Here is a 20883-nt window from a genome sequence, read left to right as displayed (position 1 = left end):
TCCAATGCCCCCCCTACGCCCTCACCCCCTCAACATCCCCATCGCTTCCGCAATCGCCCTTCTGATCCGTGTGTACGTGCCGCACCGGCAGATCACGCAGCTCATCTGGTCGGCGATCTCCGCCTCCTTCGGATTCCGGGTGCGCTTGAGCAGCGCGCTCGCCGCCATCAGTTGCGCGCTCTGGCAGTAGCCGCACTGCACCACCTCGTGCTTCAGCCAGGCCGCCCGCAGGGCGCTGGCCTCGGGGCCGTCGAGTCCTTCGATGGTGACGATCTTCTTCCCTTCCATCTCGCTCGCCTGGTGCTGGCACGACAGCAGCATCTTGCCGTTGACATGCACCGCGCAGGCGCCGCACACCCCCACGCCGCAGCCGAACTTGGTGCCCGTCAGCTTGAGCTCGCAGCGCAGCACCCACAACAGCGGCGTGCAGCCGTCCGAGCGGACGTCGACACTCTTACCGTTGACACTGATCTGATGGTCTGGCATCGCAGGCTCCGGAAGGCGGCAGGGTCTTCATTAGCGGCAGGTCGCGCAGGCGCTCGCCGGTCGCATGGAACAAGGCGTTCGCCACCGCCGGGGCGATCGGCGGCGTGGTGGATTCGCCCACGCCCTGTGGCGGGCGCGTCGAAGGCATCACGTGTACCTGGATGTCCGGGCAGTCTCGCAGGCGCATGGCCGGAAAGGCGGTGTAGTAGTCCTCCTTCACCTTGCCTCGCTCCAGCGTGATCTTCTGCCACAGCGCTGCCGACAGCCCGAACACAATGCCGCCCTCGACCTGCTGCTCGATCAGGGTCGGGTTGACCGGCATGCCGCAATCGATGGCGCAGAACACGCGATCCACGCGGACCTGCCCCATGTTGCCTACCGACACCTCGGCGACCTGCGCCACCACGCTGCCGAACGACTCGTGCAGGGCCACGCCGCGCCCCACCTTCACCACGCCAGGTTGCTTGCGCAAGGGCTGGCCCCAGCCCGACATCTTTCTTGCCTGCTCCAGCACCGCGCGCTGGCGCTCGCCCCTGAGCAGGCTCATGCGGTAGTCGAGCGGGTCCACCCCGACTGCCACCGCCAGTTCATCGACAAAACTCTCCATGAAGAAGGCGTGGTGCGAATGCCCCACCGAGCGCCAGTAGCCCACGGGGATGGCGAGGTCCACGGTCTGGTGGCCGACCCACACGTCCGGCCAGTCATAAGCCTGGTCGAAGGCGCCCTCCGCCGTGGACTTGTCCAGCCGCGACAGGAAGATGTCGGGCAGGCCGAAGTTGCGCTTCGCGACGCCCTCCAGCACTGACTGGCTGGCCGAGATATTGCGCACGGCGATGACCTTGCGTTTTTCGTCGAGCCAGGCCTCGAAGCGCGACACGCTGGCCGGACGGTAGAAGTCATGCCGCATGTCCTCGGGGCGCGACCAGATCGTCTGCACCGGCACGCCCTTGCGCTTGGCGGCAATGGCGGCCGCCTGGCAGATGAAGTCGACTTCGAGCCGGCGCCCGAAGGCACCGCCGATGAACTGCTGGCGCAGCTCGACCTTGTCCGTGTCCAGCCTGAGCGTCTTCGCCACGCAGCGGCGAGCCAGCCCGGGCATCTGCGTGGCAGCCCACACGATGGCGCGGTCCTCCTGGACCAGCACCGTGCAGTTGACCGGCTCCAGCGCGGCGTGAGCGAGATAAGGCGCCGAGTACAAGACCTGGATGGCGGGCTTGCCCTGCTTCATGGCGCGCCCGTTGCCATGCTCGTGCCAGACACGTGGGCCGGAAGCGTCGAGCGCCTTCACCAGCGTATCGCGGATGCCGTCGCTCGACAGCTTCGCCGCCTCACCCTCGTCCCACTTGCACTGGACCTTCTCCACCGCCTGCATCGCGATCCACGCATCGCTGGCGATCACCGCCACGCCGCCGCTGCCGCCATGCAGCGGAGCGAGCGTGACCAGGTCGAGCACGCCGGGCAACTTCTTTACGTCGTCGGGCGGGGATCCCTGCAGCGTGCCGCCCAGCGTCGGACACATCTGCACGCTGGCGTAGACCATCGCGTCCGCCACCACGTCGATACCGAAACTGGCTCTGCCGTGGAGCTTGGCAGGGGCATCAAGGCGCGCCGCGCGGGTGCCGATGAGCCTGTAGCTGGCAGGGTCCTTCAGTTCGACCTTGCGTGGCAAGGGCTCACGCGCGGCTGCGGCGGCCAGTTCGCCGAAGGTGGCACTGCGCCCCGACGGATGCACCACCTTGCCGGCCTGCGCGCGGCACGCTTCGGCCTTGACGTCCCACTGCTTCGCCGCTGCCGCGCACAGCATCATGCGCGCGGCGGCGCCGGCCTCGCGCATCGGATTCCACAGGTCCCTGATGCTGGTGGAGCCGCCGGTGAACATCAAGCCCACCTCGCGCACGCCCTTGCGCGTGAACCATTCGGCGGCGCGCCTGGGCCACCCCTTGTCGTCCGGCCGGAACGGCAGGTTGGCGACCACGCCCTCGATGTTGTTGTACAGGTTATCGATAAGCGACGGCTCGACCCGGATCTGCGACCAGTCGGCCTCCATCTCCTCGGCCAGCAGCATCGCCGCGCCGGTATGCACGCCCTGCCCCATCTCGGCCTTGTTCATGACCACCGTGACGGTGTTGTCGGACGCCACCTTGACCCAGCCGTTCAGCGCAAACTGCCCGTCGCGCGCTGCCAGCGGCTCGCCGCCCGCCAGGCGCTGGCGCGGCGGCAGCCAGGCCCATCCGATCACCAGCGCACCGGCAGCGCCCGCACCGCCGAGCAGGAAGGCTCTGCGCGTCAACATGGCAAGACTGGCGGATCGATCATCATGGAAGGCCCCGTGCCGCCGATGGCATGGCCTATATTAGGTCGGGAAGTGCCGCAGCGCGAATGCGAGCACGTGGCTGGCGCTATCGCGCAACACCCGACATGGCCATGCTGCGCTGATACCCCCAGCAGTCGCAGGTCGAACTGCTCCGTGACGGGTGCCCGCGTTCCGGCAGATCCTTGAGCTTGAGAACAAGCACCTGATCGACTTCAACGGACCGTGCCGCAGCCCCATCCATCAAGCAATTCCCCATTAGAATCAGCAGCTTATGCTACTGCGGGAAGAGTGCCATCTGCCCAGCCAGCAGCGTCTCGAAATCGTCGTCCAGGAACGGCAGGATCGCATCGGCGATCGGCTGCAACTGCTTGTTGACGTAGTGGCCATAGTCAATCGGCGCCGACCGGGTCTCAAGCGGCTCCGGCCCTGAAACGGTCATCACGTAGCTGATCCAGCCGCCATGCTGATACTGGCGCGGACGTCCCTGGCGCTCGTTATAGGCATCGGCGATACGGGCGGCGCGGACGTGCGGCGGCACGTTGCGCTGGTAATCATCGAGCTTGCGGCGCAGCCGCTTGCGATAGACCAGTTGCTCGTCGAGCTCGCCGGCCAGGGTGCGGCGCACGATGTCGCGCACATAATCCGCGTACGGCTCGCGGTTGAAGATCTTTTCGTAAAGGGTCTGCTGGAAGCGCTGGGCGAGCGGCGACCAGTCCGTACGCACCGTTTCAAGCCCCTTGAACACCATCGCGGCCTTCCCGTCGGGCCGTTCCACCTGGCCGGCATAGCGCTTCTTGCTGCCAAGGTCTGTGCCGCGGATGGTCGGCATCAGGAAGCGCCGGAAGTGCGTTTCCAACTGGAGTTCCAGCGCGCTTTCCAGTCCATGGGTCTGCCAGAGGTGGTCGCGCCACCAGTCGTTGACGTAGGCGACCAGGCTGCGGCCGATCTGCCTGGCATCGGCTTCCGTGCGCGCGCGGCGCAGCCAGACGAATGTGGAATCCGTGTCGCCATAGATCACCTCGTAGCCGCGGGCCTCGATCAGCGCGCGGGTCTGCCGCATGATCTCGTGCCCGCGCATGGTGATCGACGACGCCAGCCGCGCATCGAAGAACCGGCAGCCGCTGGACCCGAGCACGCCGTAGAACGCGTTCATGATGATCTTGAGCGCCTGGGACAGCGGCTTGTTCCGGTCACGCTTGGCGGCCTCGCGGCCTTGCCAGACCTTGGCGACGATCGCCGGCAGGCAGTGCTTGGTCCGGGAAAACCGCGCACCGCGGAAGCCAGGCACCGAATCGGCATCGTCGGGATGCGCCAGGCCCTCGACCAGGCCGATCGGGTCGATCAGGAAGGTGCGGATGATGGACGGGTAGAGGCTCTTGTAGTCCAGCACCAGCACCGATTCGTAGAGCCCCGGCCGCGAGTCCATGACGAAGCCGCCGGGGCTGGCCTCGGGCGCGTTCTCGCCGAGGTTGGGCGCGACATACCCCTGGCGGTGCATCAGCGGCATGTAGAGATGCGTGAAGGCGGCGACCGAGCCGCCGTTCCGGTCGGCCGGCAGGCCCGTGACCGTGGCGCGCTCCAGCAGGAACGGCAACAGCTCCGTCTTTTCGAAGATCCGCGTCACCAGTTCGCAATCGCGCAGGTTATAGCGGGCCAGCGCCGGCTTGTCCTGCTCGAACATGCGGTCGATGGCGTCCATGCGGTCGTACGGGTTGTCGACCGCCTTGCCCTCGCCCAGCAGCGTCTGCGCCACCGATTCCAGGCTGAACGACGGGAAGCTCCACGTGGCGGAACGCAGTGCCTCGATGCCGTCGATGATCAACCGGCCCGGTGCGCTGGCGAAATAGTGCTGCTGGGCGTTGTGCTCGCGCCATTCCATCTCGGCTCCGCCGCGGCCGAGGCGCAGCGGAAGCTGGAACTTGCGCGCATGTTCGTGCAGCACGCGCAGGTCGAACTGGACCAGATTCCAGCCGATGATCGCGTCGGGATCGTGATCGGCCAGCCACTGGTTCAGCTTTTCCAGCAACTCGGGCCGCGTGGCGCAGTACTCGAGCGAGAAATCGACCTCGGCGGGCATTTGCGGCGCCGCACCCAGCATGTAGACCTGGCGCTGGCCGCAGCCTTCGAGCGCAATCGAATAGAGTTCGCCGAACGCGTTGGTCTCGATATCGAGCGAGACCAGGCGCAACTTGGGCCGGTAGCCCTCCGACGGCTTCATCTGGGCATTGCGCAGCGCGCCGCCGGGGTCCGGCTCGCCGTCGAACCAGACCGGGGCGGTGATGAAGCGCTCCATCAGGTAGCGTTCGGGCGGGCGGATATCGGCTTCGTAGACATCCACGCCGGCGTCGCGCAATGAGCGGCCGAGCTGGATCAGTTGCCGATGCTGGCGGCAGTACAGGCCCAGTACGGGCCGGCGCTGGAAATCCTGGAGCTTGAGCGGGCGCAGTTCGACCTCGCGCTCGCGGCGCAGCAGCGCCTCGGCACGCTCGCGCTGCGACTCGGGGATAAACGCGACTGACGGCTGACGGGACAGGTGCAGGTGGCGCGGACCATTATCGGTCGCCAGCCAGAATTCGACTTCGGTGCCGGCCGGCGTATCGCGCCAATGTCGGGTCAGGATGAAACCCTGCTGAAGTGCCACGTTAGGAACATTGGGAAACGGCTACCGGTCGGGATTCTAGCGGATGGGCCGGGTGCGTGAGCCGCGTAAGCCACCCCGAGGCTTCTTCAGCTCACGCAAAGCGGTCGTGCAGGATAGCAGCGGTCAATTCGCGCTTCTTCCAGTACATATGGTGGATGCGCTCCTGCAATTTGCCCAGCACCATGGGGTCGAGGGTGCCATAGGTCAGCAGCACGGCAGGCTGCGAGCCATCGCCTTCCTCATGTTCGAGACTGTCGAACGGGGGAAATCCGTACTTTTCCAGGAAGGCCGCGATTTCCTCGTCCGAGGTGCCAGGTTCGATGTTGCCTAGCAGCAAACGACTCATGATGGTCTCTCCCAGTCGATGAAGGAGCGGCCCTGCCCCAGCCCCCTTTGCGGTTGGCACTGAGACGCCCTACCTTAATTCTAGGATGGGCTTTTGCCCTGCTGTGCCGCCTCGATCGCGGCGATATCAATCTTTTTCATCGTCATCATGGCGTCGAATGCGCGCTTGGCCGCCGCACGGTCGGGGTCGGTGATCGCCGCGCTGAGCGCGCGCGGGGTGATCTGCCATGACAGTCCCCACCGGTCCTTGCACCAGCCGCATTCGCTTTCCTGGCCGCCATTGCCGACGATCGCATTCCACAAGCGGTCGGTTTCGGCCTGGTCGTCCGTCGCAATCTGAAAAGAGAAGGCCTCGCTGTGCTTGAAATGCGGGCCGCCGTTCAGCCCGAGGCAGGGAATGCCGGCGACGGTGAACTCGACCGTCAGGACATCGCCCTGCCTGCCGTCGGGATAGTCGCCCGGCGCGCGGTGGACGGCGCTGACTGCGCTGTCGGGGAATGTCTCGGCATAGAAGTTTGCGGCATCAAGGGCGTCGCGGTCGTACCACAAGCAGATCGTGTTCTTGCTTTGCATGATGTGTCTCCTGGAAAGTCGAGCACCGGGAATCCGCCACCGGGACTCCAATGTCTCATATTCCGGTGGCGGGCGCAGGCCGCGCAAGGGGTGGGCTGAGGAGCCGCGAGCGGCCTCTGTCCAAGGGGCGTCGCCGCTGCCCGGCGCCAGTGCCGACTATGCCAGGCTGGTGCGCTTCGAGACCCAGCGCTGGGGCGAGGTGATCAGCAAGGCGAACATCGCGCTGGACTGATGCCGCAGGACTTCTCGCGTCTCACTGGGCTTCCGCCGCGCGCACGAACGCGTCGCGCGCGGTGATCCGCTTGACGTAGTCCTGGATGCACGGGCTCTCACCAATGCGCGGCGCACCGAATCGGCCCGCCCAGGCCAGCGAGGCACCGAGATAGATGTCCGCCGCGCTGAAGGTCGCGCCGAGCACGAAGGGGCCGGGAGTCAGGGCTTTCTCGATGGCGTCGATCACATCGTCATAGTCGCCCCAGCCGACCGCCTGCTTCGGCAGCGGCGCCTCCTTGCGCATCATGCGGTCAGTCAGCGCGGGTTCGAAGCAACTGCCGCAGAAGAACAGCCACCGCAGCACCGTGCCGCGCGCGGACGAGCCTGCAGGCGGCATCAACCCGGCCTGCGGAAAGGCATCCGCCAGCCAGGCGATGATCGCGCCGTTCTCGGTCAGGACCGTGCCGTCCTGCAAGACCAGCGTTGGAATCTTCCCCATCGGGTTTATCGCCAGGAACTCCGGCGCGCGGCTCTCGCCCTTGGTGAAATCGATGTGCTGCAGCTTGTACTCAGCCCCGACCTCCTCCAGCATCCAGCGCGCCACCGAGGCGCGGCTTTGGGGGTTGTAGTAGAGCGTCATGGTCATACTGTCCTCCTGCCGCGTTCGGCCGTAATGTTTCGACCGCAGCAGGATAGCATCCGCCGGCTGCCACGAACCGCTTCCGTTGTGAAAGCCCTCACCCGGCCCGCTCGACCGCCCGCGCGAGCCGTGCGACGCCCTCCCCGATCTGCGCCAGGTTCGTGCTCGCGAACGACAGCCGGAATGTGGCGCGCTGGCGCTGCTCCACATAGAATCCGGCACCCGGCACGAACAGCACCTTTTCCGCGATCGCGTGCGGCAGCAGTGCGGCAGCATCGTCGATGCCATCCAGCGCGGCCCAGAGGAACATCCCTCCCGCCGGCGATGCGAAGCTGATGCGGTCACCAAAGGCCTGGCGCAGCGCCGCCGCGAGCTGGTCGCGCTTGTCGCGATAGGCCGCGACTTCCCGCGCGACCTGTGCCGGCAGCCGGCCCGCTTCCAGATACTGCGCCGCGGCCAGCTGGATCCATGGCGGCGTGCACAGGTCGGATACCTGCTTGGCAATCACCGCGCGGCGCACGATCCCGGGCGCGGCGACCATCCAGCCGATCCTCAGGCCGGGGGCCAGCGTCTTCGACAGGCTGGCCAGGTGCACGAGCCACGGCCGCGCCTCGGATACCGACGCGCACAGCGCCAGCAGCGAAGGCGGCGGCGCGCCATCGAAGCTGAGCGCCCCGTAGGGATCGTCCTCGACCAGCACCACGCGGTGCCGCGCCACCAGCGTCAGCAGCTGCAGCCGGCGTGCGGGCGACAGCGTGGCGCCGGTGGGGTTGGCGAAGGTTGGCACCGTATAGATCAGCCGGGGGCGCAACGACGGGTCGGCCAGCATGGCTTCGAGTGCAGCCACGTCCATGCCGTCGTGATCAGACGGCACGCCGCGTACGTCGGCGCCGGCGAGCCGCAAGGCCTGCAGCGTCGCGGAATAGGTCGGCTCCTCGACCAGCACCACGCTGCCGGGCTCGACCAGCGCGCGCACGAGGAAATCGAAGCCCTGCTGCGAGCCGCTGGTCACGAGCAGTTCGTCCTGGGTCACACGCGCGCCGCGCCCGGCCATCAACGACGCCAGCGCCTGGCGCAGCGCCGGCGCGCCTTCAGTGGCGCCGTACTGCAGGCACTCGGCGGGCCGCTCGCGCAGCACCGCCGCCGAGGCCGCGCCAATGCCTTCGACATCGAACAGCGCGGCGGACGGGTAGCCCCCGGCGAACGAGATCATCCCGGGGTCGGTCAGGTACTTGAACAGTTCCCGGATCGGAGAACCTGCCGGGTTGCGCAGCGCGGGGACGAAGGGATAAGCGGCGTCGGAAGTCATGAGCGGATGCAGAGCGTGCTGGACATGGGCGTGCTTCAGTCCACCGAAGCACCGGACAGGCGAACGATCTCGCCCCACTTCTGGCGGTCCTTCTTCAACACGTCGGCAAATGCCTCCGGCGAGCTGGGCGCCGGTTCCGCGCCCAGTTCGCGCATTTTCGCCTGCACGCCTGGCTCGTTGAGCACGCGCGTCAGGTCCTGGCTGATCTTCTGCGCCACCGCGGTAGGCACCCCGCGCGGCGCAAGCAGGCCGAACCAAGGGCTGGCATCAAAGCCGGGGACCGGGCCCGCGGCGGCGACCGTCGGCACGTTCGGAAGCGCCGACGAGCGCGCCGGCGTGGTCACGGCCAGCGGCTTGAGCTTGCCCGAGCGGATAAACGGCAGCGATGCCGGCAGGTTGTCGAACATCACGTCGACGCTGCCGCCCATCAGGTCGGCGATGGCCGGGCTGCTGCCCTTGTAGGCGACGTGGCTCATCTCCGTGCTGGTCATGCGCTGGAACAGCTCGCCCGCGAGGTGCGTGGACGTGCCGTTTCCGGCCGACGCCATGTTGACGCGCTTGGGATTGGCTTTCAGGTAGGCGATGAACTCGGGCAGCGTCTGCACGCGCGCGCGTTCCGCAAACGCCGGCGACAGCACCACCACGTTGGGTACGCGCGCCACCATCGCGACCGGCGCGAAGTCGGCGTCGGCATCATAGGGCAGCTTCTTGTACAAGGCCGGGTTGATGCCGAACTCGCCCACCGAGCCCATCAGCAGGGTGTAGCCGTCCGCCGTGGACTTGGCGGCCGTGCCGGTGCCGACGATGCCGCCCGCGCCGGGGCGGTTGTCGACCACCACCGACTGCTTCCATTGCGTGGCCAGTTGCTCGCCGATCAGCCGGGCCACCATGTCGGTGGTGCCGCCCGGCGGGTACGGCACGATGATGCGCACCGGCTTGGCCGGGAACTCGAGCGCGCCGGCGATGCCGGGCATGGTCGCGCCGAATGCAAGGGTGCCGGCGGCGAGCGCGCTGAACAAGTGTTTCATGCAGTCTCCTGTCTACCTGATGGTTGTCGTTATGAGGTTGTCGTGATGACGATGCCGGGAGGAGGCGGCAACGCAAGGAGCGAATGATTTCTCATCAACTCCAAGCTTTCAAGCGAGATTTCCGTATAGGATGATGACCTAAAATCATCAACTCAGCCCTTCCCCGATGCGGCAACGACTTCCCAGCCTGTCCAGCCTGCGCGCCTTCGAGGCCGCCGCGCTGCACCTGAACCTGCGCCGCGCGGCGGCGGACCTGTTTATCACCGAGAGCGCGGTGTCGCGCCAGATTGCGTCGCTGGAAGCGCTGCTGGGCGTGCAGCTGTTCCACCGCGCCAACCAGCGCATCACGCTGACGGCGGCCGGCACGCTCTACAGCGGACAGGTGCGGGAGTTGCTGCGCAAGCTGCAGCGCGACACGCTCGACCTGATGGCGCACGAGGGCGCGGGCGGCACTGTCGAGCTCGCCTGCGTGCCCACGCTGGCGGTCGAGTGGCTGATTCCGCGGCTGCCGGCCTTCTATGCGCGGCATCCGGGGATCGTGGTCAATATCAGCGCGCAGTCAGACATCTTCCTGTTCGACGGCACCCCCTACGACGCGGCGATTCACTTTGGCGAGGCGGTCTATCCCGGCGCGCGTGCCGACCGGATGTTCGACGAAGAGTCGGTGGCGGTCTGCCATCCGGACTTCTTCGGCGGCAGGAAGCGGATCAGCCCGCATGACATCGCCCGGTCGCCGCTGCTGCACCTCGCCACACGCATTCTCGGCTGGAAGCAATGGATGGAAGCGGCCGGCATCGACGACGTCAACGCCATGCGCGGCGCACGCTTCGACCACCATTCCATGGTCATCGCCGCCGCACGCGCCAGGCTGGGCGTTGGCCTGGTGCCGCGCTTCCTCGTGGGGGAATACCTGGCAAACTGCCAGCTGGTCATGCCCGTCGCCCATTCGCAGCGCTCCACGAGCGCGTATCACCTGGTCTCGCCGGATACCCGGCCGATGAGCGAGGCGATGCAGCGGCTGCGCGAGTGGCTGCTGGAGGCCGCGGGCGAGTTTGCGACAAGGCAGTCCGCGCCTGCGGACGAGGCTGGCAAGTAGCCGACCCACGCCGCAACTCACACCACCATTTCCAGCCCCGGCGTGGGCCGGCGCTCCAGCAATGCGGCCAGCCTGCGCAGCGCAGCCGATAGTTGCGCGCGGTCCTCCACGCCACCGAGCGAGATGCGGATGGCATTCGGCGCGTTTGGCCCCTCCCAGAACGCGTCGGACGGCGTCACGCGCAGGTCCTCCGCCAGCGCGGCCCGGGTGAGCTGCTGCGCCGACCAGTGCTCGGGCAAGCGGTGCCATGCGTGGATGGCGCTGGGCGGGAGCTGGCCGATCCCGCTCAGCCATCGGCTTGCCAGCGCGCATCTGGCCAACGCTTCGGTCCTGATGCCGTCGAGCAGCTGCATGGCCGAGCCATCGTGGATCCATTGGGTCGCCAGGGCGGCGGTCATCGGTGCCGCCATCAGCGCGAAGGCCCGCAGCGATGCCAGCAGATCGTCACCGCGCCTGCCCTCCGGCAGCATGACATACGCGGTCCGCAGCCCCGGACTGAGGGTCTTGGACAGGGTCGAGACATAGTACGTGCGCTCGGGAGCGAAGCTGGACAGCGGCGGCGGCGCTGACGGCGTCAGCAGCCAGTAGGGGTCATCCTCCAGCAAGGTGACATCACAGTGCGCCGCGGCCCTGGCGATAGCCTCCCGGCGTGAGGCCGGCATGGTGTGCGTAGTGGGATTCTGGGCGGTCGGATTGAGGTAGGCCAGCGTTGCACCGTCGGCACAGGCCACCTCGAGGGCGTCGGGGAGCATCCCGTCGGCATCGACCGGCGCGATGATCACGCGCCGCCCCAGTTGTGCCGCGGCCGCGCGAATGCCGGGGTAGGCCAGCGGCTCGCTCACGATCGCGTCACCCGGCCGGGTCCGGGCCAGGATCACGGCGGACAAGGCTGCCTGGGCGCCCGGGCACACCACCAGCCGTGCAGTGGCGACCTGGCCGAATATCTGCGCGAGCCAGAGGGTGCCGGCCGACCGGTCGGCAGCACTGCCGCCGCCGAGCTGGTAGGTCATCAGCAGGTGCGGGTCGCTGTGCAGCAGCACCTGCGACAGGCCGCGCCGCAACAGGTCCTGGAAATCCAGCCCCGCCGGTGGCGGCGGCACGTTCATGCTCATGTCGATCACCCGCGCCAGCTCCGCCCGCGGCGCGGCAATGAAAGTGCCGAGGGCCCCGCGGGCATCGATCAGATGCCGCCGCTTGGCCTCGTTGTAGGCACGCGTCACGGTGGTCAGGTCCACGCGGAGGGTCTTGGCCAGGCTGCGCTGCGGCGGTACGCGGTCGCCGGCTACCAGTCGGCCTTCGCCGATCGCCCGCTCGATGAAGTCCACGATCTGCAAGTAGCGCGCGCCGCCACCCGTTGTGATCTCAAGATCCCATTTGGTACTGACTTCGGCGCGGATATCGGTTCCTTGCATGGATTTCATCCGGTAGATTTCTTCGATGTATGGGTTTTGTCTTGCATTAGCATGCCAGACATCACCGAGGGAATCCATACAAACCACGCCCGCGCGGGGCTGAGCCAGCACTTGAATCGGAGCGCGTGGCCGGGAGCCTTCGGTGATCCGTAACCAAGGTGTCCGAAATGCTCAAACCTATTGCCGGGCCGGCAGACAAGAATCGACAAGGCCCGCTCCCCCGCCCATCCCCCGGCCCGCAGCGCCGTCTTCCCACACTGTTGCTGAGCGCCTGCCTGAGCGCGCTGCTGAGCGGCTGCAACCTCGAACTTCTCAATCCCAAGGGCAGCATCGGGGAACAGGAAAAGTCACTGATCCTGATCTCCCTGTTCGTCATGCTGATGGTCGTCATCCCCGTGATCGTCCTGACCCTGTGGTTCGCGTGGCGCTACCGCGAAACCAATACGAGCGCCACCTATGCCCCCAAATGGGCGCACTCCACCAGGATCGAGGTCGTGGTCTGGGGCATCCCCTGCGTCATCGTGGCCTGCCTGGCCGTGCTGATCTGGGATTCGACGCACAAGCTCGATCCCTATCGGCCGCTGGAATCGCAGGTCAAGCCGGTCCAGGTCGATGTGATCGCGCTGAACTGGAAATGGCTGTTCATTTACCCGGAATACGGCGTCGCCTCGCTGAACCAGCTTGCGATCCCGGTCGGCACGCCGATCAATTTCCGGCTGACCGCGGAATCGATGATGAACTCGTTCTTCATCCCGCAACTGGGCAGCATGGTCTACACCATGGCGGGGATGCAGACACGCCTGCACCTGATCGCCGACACGCCGGGCGTCTATCTCGGCCAGTCCGCCGCCTACAGCGGCCCCGGCTTCTCGGACATGCACTTCAAGACGCTGGCCACCTCGCGCGAGGAGTTCGATGCCTGGATCCAGGCTGCCCGCGCTTCGTCCCAGGCGCTGGACCTGAAGACCTACCGCACGCTTGAACTGCCCAGCAGCAAGGACCCCGTGACGCTGTACGCCGCCGTCGCGCCGAAGCTGTTCGACCAGGTCGTCGACAAATACATGCTGGCAAACGGCCAGATCTGCCGCGCGGACACCCCGGAATCTCTGCAGGCCTTCCAGCGCGTCCCGCCGGCGCCCGCTGGCCGCATGGAGCAATAAGAATGCTTGGAAAACTCAACCTGGACGCCATCCCTCTCCATGAGCCGATCATCATGGGGACGCTGGCCGTCGTGATCGTGCTGGGCATCGCACTGATGGGCGCCATCACGTACTACGGCAAATGGAAATACCTGTGGAACGAATGGATCTGCTCGGTCGACCACAAGAAGGTCGGCGTGATGTACATCATCCTGGCGCTGGTGATGCTGCTGCGCGGCTTTGCCGATGCCATCATGATGCGCGCCCAGCAGGCGATTGCCTATGGCGATGCCGCGGGCTACCTGCCGCCGCACCACTACGACCAGATCTTCACGGCCCACGGCGTGATCATGATCTTCTTTGTCGCGACGCCGCTGGTGCTCGGGCTGATGAACGTGATCGTGCCGCTGCAGATCGGCGCGCGCGACGTCGCCTTCCCGTTCGTCAATTCGCTGAGCTTCTGGATGTCGGCAATGGGCGCGGTGCTGGTGATGATGTCGATGTTCGTCGGCGACTTCGCGGCCACCGGCTGGGTCGCCTACCCGCCGCTGTCCGAGCTCGGCTACAGCCCCACGCCAGGGGTTGACTACTACATCTGGTCACTGCAGATATCCGGGCTTGGCACCACGCTGACGGGCATCAACTTCATCGTCACGATCCTGCGCATGCGCGCGCCGGGCCTGAACCTGATGAAGATGCCGGTCTTCACCTGGACCGCGCTGATCACCAATATCCTGATCGTGGCGATCTTCCCGGTCCTGACCGCCACGCTGGCCCTGCTCACCGCCGACCGCTACCTCGGCATGCATTTCTTCACCAACGAGCTCGGCGGCAACGCCATGATGTACGTGAACCTGATCTGGATCTGGGGCCACCCGGAAGTCTACGTGCTGATCCTGCCGGCGTTCGGCGCCTTCTCCGAGATCATCGCCACGTTCTCGCGCAAGCCCCTGTTCGGCTACAAGTCGATGGTGTACGCCACCTCCTCGATCGGCGTGCTGTCGTTCTTCGTCTGGCTGCACCACTTCTTCACCATGGGCTCGGGCGCGAACGTCAATGCCTTCTTCGGCATCATGACCTCAATCATCTCGATCCCGACCGGCGTGAAGCTGTTCAACTGGCTGTTCACCATGTACCGGGGCCGGATCCGCTTCCATACCTCGACCATGTGGACCATCGGCTTTATGGTGACGTTCGCGGTCGGCGGCATGACCGGCGTGCTGCTCGCCATCCCCGGGGCGGACTTCGTGCTGCACAACAGCCTGTTCCTGGTTGCGCATTTCCATAACGTGATCATCGGCGGCGTGCTCTTCGGCTGCCTGGCCGCAATCACTTTCTGGTTCCCGAAGGTGTTCGGCTTCAGGCTCAATGAGTTCTGGGGCAAGGTGTCGTTCTGGTGCTGGCTGGCCGGCTTCTTCCTGGCCTTCATGCCGCTCTACGTGCTCGGCTTCAAGGGCATGACCCGCCGGATGAACCACTATGCCAACGTCGACTGGCATCCCTACCTGGTGGTGGCGCTGGTCGGTGCCTTCGTCATCGGCGCCGGCATCCTGGCGATGTTGGTGCAGTTCGCGGTCAGTATCCGCGACCGCGAGCAGAACCGCGACCTGACTGGCGATCCGTGGGATGGCCGCAGCCTGGAGTGGTCGACGGCCTCGCCCGCGCCGTTCTACAACTTCGCCCACGTGCCGCATATCACCTCGCTGGAACAGCACTGGGACGACAAGGAAGCCGGCCGCGCGTGGCGCCAGCCCGCGCGCTACGAGGACATCCATATGCCCCGCAACACCTCGGCAGGCTTCATCGTGTCGGCGTTCGGTCTGCTGTGCTGCTTCGCGCTGGTCTGGCACATGTGGCTGGTCGCCGCCGTCGGCCTGGTCGGCGCCATCGCGACCTTCATCGTGCGCAGCTATGACCGCGACGTCGACTATTACGTGCCGGCGGCCGAAGTCGAGCGGATCGAGCGCGCGCGCTTTGCACAACTGCAGGAAGCTGCCTGACCATGACTCCGACTCTCTCCCCTACCCTGCACCATCCCGGGCACGAGGCCGCCCACGACGCGGCGCACCACCATCACGAAGCCGGGGCGCACACGCCGCTGGGGTTCTGGCTCTACCTGATGAGCGACTGCCTGATCTTCGCGGTGCTGTTCGCCACCTTCGGCGTGCTGTCCGGAAACACCGCCGGCGGCCCCGGCGGGCGGCAACTGTTCGAGCTGCCGTTCGTGTTCGCCGAGACCATGGTGCTGCTGCTGAGCAGCTATACCTTCGGCCTGGCCATGCTCAGGCATGGCGCCGACGACGCGCCGCGGATGATCCGCTGGCTCGCGGTGACCTTCGCGCTCGGCGCCCTCTTCATCGCCATGGAGGTCTACGAGTTCGCGCACCTGCTGCACCAGGGCGCGGGCCCCGGCGTCAGCGCCTACCTGTCGGCCTTCTTCACGCTGGTGGGCACGCACGGGCTGCATGTCACGTCGGGCCTGCTGTGGCTGGCGGTGATGATCCACCAGATCAGGCATTTCGGGCTGGACGATATCGTGCGCCGCCGCCTGGCCTGCCTGAGCCTGTTCTGGCATTTCCTGGACCTGATCTGGATCTGTGTTTTCACCTTTGTCTACCTGCGGGAGTTCGCATGAAATCGTCCCATCTTCATTCGGTGCATGCGGACCAGACGGCCGTGCACGGCAGCGTGCGCAGCTACACCATCGGACTGCTGCTGTCGGTCGCGCTGACGATGGCGTCGTTCGCGGCCGTGATGACCGGATCCCTGCAGACGCAAAGCGCGATCGCGCTGGTCGTCGGCCTTTGCGTCGCGCAATTGCTGGTGCAGCTGGTGTACTTCCTGCACCTGGGCACCGGTCCCGGCCGGCGCGGCAACACCGCCATCTTTGCCTGTACCGGCTTCCTGATCGTCATCGTCGTGGCCGGCTCGCTGTGGGTGATGCACAACGCCGATATCAACATGATGCCGACCGACATGTCCATCGAACGGGCACGGGCAAAAGATTAGGGCTTGCGCGCAAGGAGAGTTTCCACCATGTATGTCTATGACGCCATTGACCAGCAGCTCGTCGACGAACGCGTCGTGCAGTTCGCCGACCAGACCCGCCGCTTCCTGAGCGGCGAACTGACCGAGGATGAGTTCCGCGTGCTGCGGCTGCAGAACGGCCTCTATATCCAGCGCCATGCGCCCATGCTGCGCGTGGCGATCCCGTACGGCATGCTGGCATCGCGGCAGTTGCGCAAGCTCGCGGAGGTCGCGCGCCGCTGGGATCGCGGCTACGGGCATTTCAGCACGCGCCAGAACCTGCAGTTCAACTGGCCGCGGCTCGAGGATGCCCCTGCCATTCTCGCGGAGCTGGCCACGGTGCAGATGCACGCGATCCAGACCAGCGGCAACTGCATCCGCAATACCACCACCGACCACTTTGCCGGCATCGCGCCCGACGAACTGGTGAACCCGCTGGTGTGGTGCGAGATCGTCAGGCAATGGTCGATGCTGCATCCCGAGTTCGCCTTCCTGCCGCGCAAGTTCAAGATTGCCATCAGCGGCGCGCAGACGGACCGGGCCGCGGTCGGTGTCCATGACATCGGGCTGCAGGCGGTTGAACAGGACGGCCAGGCCGGCTTCAAGGTCTGGGTCGGCGGCGGCATGGGCCGCACGCCGATGGTGGGCAAGCTGATCAACCCCTTCGTCCCCTGGCAGGACCTGCTGACCTACCTGCAGGCCACGCTGCGCGTCTACAACCTGCACGGCCGCCGCGACAACAAGTACAAGGCGCGCATCAAGATCCTGGTGAAGGACCTGACGCCGGAGGTGTTCCGGGCGCAGGTGGACGAGCAGTGGCAAGGCATCCGCGGGGGCCCGGACACCGTGTCTGAAGGCTTTGTTGCGTCCATCGCCGAGCGCTTCACGATCCCGCCGTATGAAGCCGCTGCCGCCGACGAGCCGGACCAGTCAGCCGAACTGGCGAAGACCGACCGCGCCTTCCGCCTCTGGCTGAAAAGCAATGTGCACCGGCACCGGGTGCCTGGCTACGCCGCCGTCACGGCATCGCTGAAAGCCGCGGGCCAGGCGCCCGGCGACATCACTGCCGAGCAGATGGAAATCATGGCCGACCTGGCCGAGCGCCACGGCTTCGGCGAGCTGCGCGTATCGCATGAGCAGAACCTGATCCTCGCCGATGTCCGCCGCAGCGGGCTGCACGCCTTGTGGCAGGCGCTGGACGCCGCCGGGCTGGCCACGCCGAACGTGGGCCTGATCACCAACATCATCGCCTGCCCCGGGGGCGACTTCTGCTCGCTGGCCAATGCAGTCTCGATCCCGCTTGCGCAGGCCATCCAGGAGCGCTTCGACGACCTCGACCACGTGCACGACATCGGCGAGCTGGACCTGAACATCTCCGGCTGCATCAACTCCTGCGGCCATCATCATATCGGCCACATCGGCATCCTCGGCGTCGACAAGGCCGGCGAGGCCTGGTACCAGATCACCATCGGCGGCCGGCAGAACGGCGCCGACGGCCTGGGCCGCCCGGATGGCGTGGCGGCCGGCGGCGCAGCCATCGGCCGCATCATCGGGCCGTCCTTTGCCCAGGAGCAGGTTCCGGATGTGGTGGAGCGGCTGATCGCGACCTATTTGCTGCATCGGGACAGCGAAGCCGAACGCTTTGTCGACGTGGTTGGCCGTATCGGCATCGAACCCTTCCAGCGCGCCGTGTATCCGGACTCTGACAGCGGCGCGCGGCGCGCTCGCCAGGAGGTGGTGAATGCCTGACCATGACCATTCCCCGGGGCAGGACCGGCATAACGTCATCCGTGACGGACGACTGATCGCGGACAACTGGCTCGCCCACATCGGGGATGCGCACGGCGCCGACAACACATGCCCCCCCGACGCGCCCGGCTACCTGGTGACACTGGCAAACTGGACCGCCCACCGCCAACGGTATCGGCTTCGACAGTATCCGCTCGCGGTCTACCTGTCCCCGGATGCGGAGCCTCAGGCCCTGCTGGAACCAGGTGCCACGGCCGTTGATCCGACAGGCATCGCGATGATTGCCATCGATTTCCCGGTCTACACGGATGGCCGTGGCTATTCGATCGCACAGCTGCTCCGGCACCAGCTAGGCTGGACCGGAGAGCTGCGCGCCGTGGGTGACGTGATGATCGACACCGTGCACTACCTGGCGCGTTGCGGCTTCAACAGCTTTGCGCTCAAGCCCGGGCACGACCCGGCAGCGGCATTGCGCGCGCTGGCCACGTTCTCGTCGTCGTACCAGCGCAGCTATGGACCCGCAAGCCGATAGCAAGCGCCGCCAGGCGCCGATACGAAACATGCCCGTCCAGCCCTGCGCAAGGCCTGATAGCTTGTGGTCCGCTGTCGCCGAACTCACGGGCGAGCAGCTGCATACGATCATCGATATCGCGCAGCTGTCACCGAAGGCGACGACGGATATGGCTTCGTTCAGGGCGCGCATTCTCGGTGTCTTCGGAAACGTCGCCGGTTTTGACATCACACCGCCTTCGGAGTCCATGCTGCAAGAGCTCTGGGAAAGGTATCGCTCGACACTCTCCTCGTTCTAGCTGCGCGGATCATTCGAAAGCGAGGCCCGGCCTGGAGCGATGCCGCGCGCTCAGAAGTTGGCTTCGATGGCCATCCTGGCACCCTCTGGCACTTCGTTCGGAATGACCCGGTGCGCGAGGATCGCGTAGCTTCGTGCAGCCGCTACTGCCGTGGGATTCACCAGCCGCTTGGGGCCTCCCAGCCACGCGAAATGGTCTTTCCCATCGTCACTGCTGAACCACGCGAAGTCGCCGATGGCGTCCAGGCCGCGCTTCACCAGCTTCAGCAGCGCCAGGGCTTCCTCTGAAACCCCCAGGTGCCGCCCTGTGTCATGAATGACCGTGGCCAGGTTGCGAAGCTTGTTGGTGGAGGTGGCCTCGCCGTTCGCCTGGTCAGGTAACAGCTCGACGACCAGAATCCCCCTGTGCGCAGTGATGCGTGCGTGCTGCATAGATCCTCCCAGCGGATGGCTGTCGCCTTGCGACCCATACGCATTGACCAAGCAAGTTCCTGGCCAGGCGATGCCAAAAGTGCAGCTTACCGCCCGTTTATGACATTACGCCCCGGCATTGGCTGCGCGAGCGGCAGTTGAGCGCGGGCGCCGGTGCGGCGCTAATAGTCCGGTGTTGGTACCGGCCCGGCACATCCCGTGGACTGTTGGACCGAAGGCGACTCGCGAGACCCAATCGCACCTGCACAACCCGCCACTCCCATGGCAAGACGCTGCCCTATCCTCTATTGGAGGCTCCGCGCGGCAATCCGGCCGTCGGGCACTGGAATAAGCTGTTGGTCAATCCAGGCGGGTGGGCGGCATGCGCGCGTTGGTCTTCTGCTCTGTGCAGTTCCTGTTGGCGGTGACGTGGACCCTCTATGTGGCCTTCCTGCCGCAGCTGGCCGCACAGGCCGGCATCGCGCGCGCGCACGTCGCCTTGATCCTGCTGATGGACCAGTTGATCTTTGTCGCCATGGATTTCACGGTGGGCGTCGCGGCTGACCGTGTCGCCAACGCAATGCGCAGGCTGGGAGGCTGGATGCTGGGGCTGTCGGTCATCTCCGCGCTGGCCTTCGCGCTGCTGCCCCGGGTAACTTCACCGGCGCTGCTGCTGGGCCTGACCGCGCTCTGGGCGGCCACCTCTTCGGCGTTGCGCGCGCCGCCCATGGTGATCATTGCCCGGCGGCTGCCTGCGACCGCGTCGTCGTTCCTGGTGGGATGCTCGCTGCTCGGCGTCGGCCTTGCCGGAGCCGTGGCGCCGCTGCTGACCGTCCGGCTGCGCGATGCGTCGCCCATGCTGCCGTTCCTGGCAGCCAGTGCGGGGCTGGTGGTAGCCGTGGCCGCGCTGCGATGGATGGAATCCGGCCCGGCGCGCCACGATGCCGATGCCGCGCCCGCGCCGGCCGCCGGCGTTTCGCTCAAGCGCGTCTGGCTGCTGTTTGCCGCGGTCTGGGTGCTTGCGCTCGGCTTCCAGATCCACACCACCGTCAACTCCGCGCCGGCGTACCTGCGCTTTGTCACGGCTGCCGAGCTGGGGCGCGTGACGCCGGTGTTCTGGATTGGCTTCGCGCTGGGCGCGCTGCTGCCCGCGACGTCGTTGCTGCGGCGATATCCGCCCTATACGCTGCTGTTGACCGCCGCGGCCCTTGGCGCGCTGTCGTTGTTCGGCTTCACCGTCGCGGGCTCGCTCCGGGCCATCCTCGCCGTGCAGTGCCTTGCCGGCGGCCTGTGGGGAATCATGTTCGCCGCAACGGCCAGTGCGGCGCTCGACGCCGGTCACGTCGGCCGCGAAGGGAAGTACACCGGGCTGGTATTTGCCGCTTTGGCGGTTGCCGCGTTCATGCGCATTGCCCTGGTGTCATCGGGCGCCAGCAAGACCGCCATGCTGGCAAACCTGCTGCCATGGCTGCCGGCCGTGGCCTGGAGTGCCGGTGCCTTGCTGCTGGCGGCTTTCCTGTCAGGGAACCTGAGCTGCCTGATGACGCGCAGACAGGTGCTGCACCAGCATCCGTGAACTGATCTCTTGATCTATATCAGACCTACTCGGAAATTGGAGACTACTGTCCTACTTAAGGCTGACTGAAATCAATCGGCCTTCGAACAAGCCCTGTACTTGCCCATTCCCAAGGA

Annotated in this window: 19 protein-coding genes; 9 read left to right on the top strand and 10 right to left on the bottom strand. The window is 66.3% G+C overall.

Annotated elements, in window-relative coordinates; all coding sequences use genetic code 11:
* Nucleotides 1-21: 21 nt before the first annotated feature.
* The 8 genes from AC3WLF_RS26480 to AC3WLF_RS26445 form a co-directional block, all read right to left on the bottom strand.
* A complete protein-coding gene (locus AC3WLF_RS26480) occupies nt 22-486 on the bottom strand; it encodes a (2Fe-2S)-binding protein (RefSeq protein WP_492320256.1) in 465 nt (154 codons plus the stop codon).
* Complete coding sequence (locus AC3WLF_RS26475; protein ID WP_492320255.1) at nt 455-2779, bottom strand: xanthine dehydrogenase family protein molybdopterin-binding subunit; 2325 nt, start codon at nt 2777-2779, stop codon at nt 455-457. The genes AC3WLF_RS26480 and AC3WLF_RS26475 overlap by 32 nt, the downstream gene beginning before the upstream one ends.
* Before the next feature lie 295 nt (nt 2780-3074).
* A complete protein-coding gene (locus AC3WLF_RS26470) occupies nt 3075-5441 on the bottom strand; it encodes a DNA polymerase II (protein WP_492353377.1) in 2367 nt (788 codons plus the stop codon).
* 91 nt (nt 5442-5532) lie between these two features.
* Nucleotides 5533-5787: an RNA-binding protein gene (locus AC3WLF_RS26465; RefSeq protein ID WP_492320253.1), complete on the bottom strand. Its 255-nt coding sequence runs from the start codon at nt 5785-5787 to the stop codon at nt 5533-5535.
* An 80-nt stretch (nt 5788-5867) separates the two neighbouring features.
* Complete coding sequence (locus AC3WLF_RS26460) at nt 5868-6359, bottom strand: VOC family protein (RefSeq protein ID WP_492320252.1); 492 nt, start codon at nt 6357-6359, stop codon at nt 5868-5870.
* A gap of 253 nt (nt 6360-6612) precedes the next feature.
* The gene (locus AC3WLF_RS26455) at nt 6613-7218 is read right to left on the bottom strand and encodes a glutathione S-transferase family protein (RefSeq protein WP_492357360.1); all 606 of its coding nucleotides are present in this window, start codon (nt 7216-7218) and stop codon (nt 6613-6615) included.
* Between the two features lie 91 nt (nt 7219-7309).
* A complete protein-coding gene (locus tag AC3WLF_RS26450; RefSeq protein WP_492359044.1) occupies nt 7310-8521 on the bottom strand; it encodes an aminotransferase-like domain-containing protein in 1212 nt (403 codons plus the stop codon).
* Between the two features lie 35 nt (nt 8522-8556).
* A complete protein-coding gene (locus AC3WLF_RS26445) occupies nt 8557-9549 on the bottom strand; it encodes a Bug family tripartite tricarboxylate transporter substrate binding protein (protein WP_492293480.1) in 993 nt (330 codons plus the stop codon).
* Between the two features lie 166 nt (nt 9550-9715).
* Between AC3WLF_RS26445 and AC3WLF_RS26440 the strand changes: the two genes are divergently transcribed.
* On the top strand, nt 9716-10645 hold the full coding sequence (locus AC3WLF_RS26440; protein WP_492320248.1) for a LysR substrate-binding domain-containing protein: 930 nt from the start codon (nt 9716-9718) through the stop codon (nt 10643-10645).
* A gap of 17 nt (nt 10646-10662) precedes the next feature.
* On the opposite strand, the gene AC3WLF_RS26435 is transcribed toward AC3WLF_RS26440, so the two are convergent.
* Nucleotides 10663-12066, bottom strand: coding sequence for an aminotransferase-like domain-containing protein (locus AC3WLF_RS26435; RefSeq protein ID WP_492359043.1), 1404 nt, complete (start codon nt 12064-12066; stop codon nt 10663-10665).
* 158 nt (nt 12067-12224) lie between these two features.
* Between AC3WLF_RS26435 and cyoA the strand changes: the two genes are divergently transcribed.
* Genes cyoA through AC3WLF_RS26400 form a run of 7 tightly spaced genes read left to right on the top strand, consistent with a single transcriptional unit; the run spans nt 12225 to nt 18781 of the window.
* On the top strand, nt 12225-13217 hold the full coding sequence (cyoA, locus tag AC3WLF_RS26430; RefSeq protein WP_492320246.1) for a ubiquinol oxidase subunit II: 993 nt from the start codon (nt 12225-12227) through the stop codon (nt 13215-13217).
* Nucleotides 13218-13219: 2 nt separating this feature from the next.
* Complete coding sequence (gene cyoB, locus AC3WLF_RS26425; protein ID WP_492340324.1) at nt 13220-15196, top strand: cytochrome o ubiquinol oxidase subunit I; 1977 nt, start codon at nt 13220-13222, stop codon at nt 15194-15196.
* Between the two features lie 2 nt (nt 15197-15198).
* Complete coding sequence (gene cyoC, locus AC3WLF_RS26420) at nt 15199-15831, top strand: cytochrome o ubiquinol oxidase subunit III (RefSeq protein ID WP_492320244.1); 633 nt, start codon at nt 15199-15201, stop codon at nt 15829-15831.
* Nucleotides 15828-16205, top strand: coding sequence for a cytochrome o ubiquinol oxidase subunit IV (gene cyoD, locus AC3WLF_RS26415; protein ID WP_492320243.1), 378 nt, complete (start codon nt 15828-15830; stop codon nt 16203-16205). Before cyoC ends, cyoD begins: the two co-directional genes overlap by 4 nt.
* Before the next feature lie 27 nt (nt 16206-16232).
* Nucleotides 16233-17972: a nitrite/sulfite reductase gene (locus AC3WLF_RS26410; RefSeq protein ID WP_492359042.1), complete on the top strand. Its 1740-nt coding sequence runs from the start codon at nt 16233-16235 to the stop codon at nt 17970-17972.
* Complete coding sequence (locus AC3WLF_RS26405) at nt 17965-18504, top strand: DUF934 domain-containing protein (RefSeq protein WP_492320241.1); 540 nt, start codon at nt 17965-17967, stop codon at nt 18502-18504. Before AC3WLF_RS26410 ends, AC3WLF_RS26405 begins: the two co-directional genes overlap by 8 nt.
* Nucleotides 18485-18781 (top strand): hypothetical protein, encoded by a 297-nt coding sequence (locus AC3WLF_RS26400; protein WP_492353182.1) that lies wholly within the window; start codon nt 18485-18487, stop codon nt 18779-18781. Before AC3WLF_RS26405 ends, AC3WLF_RS26400 begins: the two co-directional genes overlap by 20 nt.
* Before the next feature lie 50 nt (nt 18782-18831).
* Here AC3WLF_RS26400 and AC3WLF_RS26395 read toward each other — a convergent pair whose 3' ends face one another.
* Nucleotides 18832-19212: a hypothetical protein gene (locus AC3WLF_RS26395; RefSeq protein ID WP_492320239.1), complete on the bottom strand. Its 381-nt coding sequence runs from the start codon at nt 19210-19212 to the stop codon at nt 18832-18834.
* 361 nt (nt 19213-19573) lie between these two features.
* Between AC3WLF_RS26395 and AC3WLF_RS26390 the strand changes: the two genes are divergently transcribed.
* Complete coding sequence (locus AC3WLF_RS26390) at nt 19574-20767, top strand: MFS transporter (protein WP_492320238.1); 1194 nt, start codon at nt 19574-19576, stop codon at nt 20765-20767.
* The last annotated feature ends 116 nt before the right edge of the window (nt 20768-20883 follow it).

This window comes from Cupriavidus sp. FW306-01-F10A, assembly GCF_058782785.1.
Note: the sequence above shows the minus strand (reverse complement) of the source record. Positions and strands in the feature narration are given on the sequence as shown.